Here is a 1,819-nt window from a genome sequence, read left to right as displayed (position 1 = left end):
GCTCCGGAACGGGCCCGCCCCGGACGGGGACACCCCCCCAGGGGTTCGCCCGACCCGCACCACACCGGGCGACAGCGGCCGGTTCTACGATGTGCGCATGAGCATGAGCGGCGAGATGGCAGATGCGCACCACTCGCAGCAGCCGGAGGACGACGCGCGCCGAGAGGTGGCCGCCTCGGTGTTGACGCTGCTCGCCGACCGCACCCGGCTGGCGCTGCTGGAGCGGCTCGGCGAAGGCGAGGCGGACGTCACCACGTTGACCAGGTTCGCCGGAGTCGCCCGCCCCTCGGTCAGCCAGCACCTGGCCAAGCTCCGTCTCGCCGGCCTGGTCTCCACCCACAAGGAGGGGCGCCGGGTCATCTACTCCCTGCGCGACGGACACCTGCGGCGCCTGGTCGACGAGGCGCTGAACGTCGCGGATCACCAGATCCGCTCCCTGCCGCCCCACGACTGACCCGCGCCCCACGGCACACCCCCGGGGACCCCATCGCTAACAGGTGCAAAGGTATGCACGCGTTTACTACGATGCGGGGGTCGCACTCCACCGACCCGAGACGGGGCCGATGCTGTCCGTACTCCGCAACCGCACCTACCGTCGCCTCTTCACCGCCCAGGTCATCGCGCTGGTCGGCACCGGCCTGGCAACGGTCGCGCTGTCCCTGCTCGCCTACGACCTCGCCGGCTCCGACGCCTCCGCCGTGCTGGGCACCGCACTGGCGATCAAGATGGTCGCCTACGTCGCCATCGCACCCCTCGCGGGCGCCCTCGCCGGCCGGGCATCGCCACGAAGGCTGATGGCGGCCATGGATGTCACCCGCGCCGGCGTCGCCCTGGCCCTGCCCCTCGTCACCGAGATCTGGCAGATCTACCTGCTGGTCCTCCTGCTGCAGGCCGCCTCCGCCGTGTTCACCCCCACCTTCCAGGCCGCCATCCCCGAGGTGCTGCCCGACGAACGCGACTACACCACCGCCCTGTCGATGTCCCGGCTCGCCTACGACCTGGAGTCGCTGTTCAGCCCGGCGCTCGCCGCGTTCCTGCTGACGGTGACGACGTACGACTGGCTGTTCGCCGGCACCACGATCGGGTTCCTCGCCTCGGCGGCACTCGTTGTCGCCGCCGTCCTGCCGAAGGCGTCCCCCGGCGAGCGGGCGGGCGGCGTCTACCGCGACATCGCGTTCGGCTCGCGGCTCTTCCGGGCCACACCGCGGCTTCGGGCGCTGCTCGCCCTCAACCTGGCCGTCGCCGCGGCGGGTGCGATCGTGTACGTGAACACCGTGGTCATCGTCCGCGACCACTTCGAACGCCCCGCCGGCGCCCTCTCGTTGGCCCTCGGCGCCTACGGGGCCGGCTCGATGCTGACCGCCCTGCTGCTGCCCCGCGTCCTGGCCCGCCGCGGCGACCGGACGGTGATGGTGCCCGCCGCCCTCATGCTGCCGGCCGTCCTGGTCGCCGCCGCCACGCTGACCGCCGTCCCACCCGGCACCTGGTCGTGGACGGCCCTGCTCGGAACATGGGCGCTCATCGGCGCCGGCAGCTCGGCCGTCATCACCCCCGCCGGCCGCGTGATCCGCCGCTCGGCCGCCGACGCCGACCTGCCGGCCGCGTACGCCGCGCAGTTCTCCCTCGCCCACGCGTGCTGGCTGCTGACCTACCCGCTCGCCGGCTGGCTCGCCACCGGCATCGGCCTGCCCACCACCGCTCTCCTTCTCGCCGTCATCTCACTCGCCGCGGGGCTCGGGGGCGCGTTCCTCTGGCCGAGCGGGGACACCGAGACGCTGGAACACCGACACACCGACCTGCCCGCCGACCACCCCCACCT

The 1,819-nt window shown here is 73.1% G+C and carries 2 protein-coding genes; both read left to right on the top strand.

Going from position 1 to position 1,819, the window contains the following annotated elements; all coding sequences use genetic code 11:
* Positions 1 to 97: 97 nt before the first annotated feature.
* Complete coding sequence (locus tag E1283_RS35845) at positions 98 to 454, top strand: ArsR/SmtB family transcription factor (RefSeq protein WP_132822339.1); 357 nt, start codon at positions 98 to 100, stop codon at positions 452 to 454.
* Positions 455 to 563: 109 nt separating this feature from the next.
* Positions 564 to 1,819 (top strand): MFS transporter (locus E1283_RS35840; protein ID WP_132822338.1); only part of this gene is annotated, 1,256 nt, incomplete at its 3' end.

This window comes from Streptomyces hainanensis, assembly GCF_004348415.1.
In the GTDB taxonomy this organism is placed as follows: Bacteria; Actinomycetota; Actinomycetes; order Streptomycetales; family Streptomycetaceae; genus Streptomyces; species Streptomyces hainanensis.
This window is presented reverse-complemented; position numbering and strand designations above follow the sequence as displayed.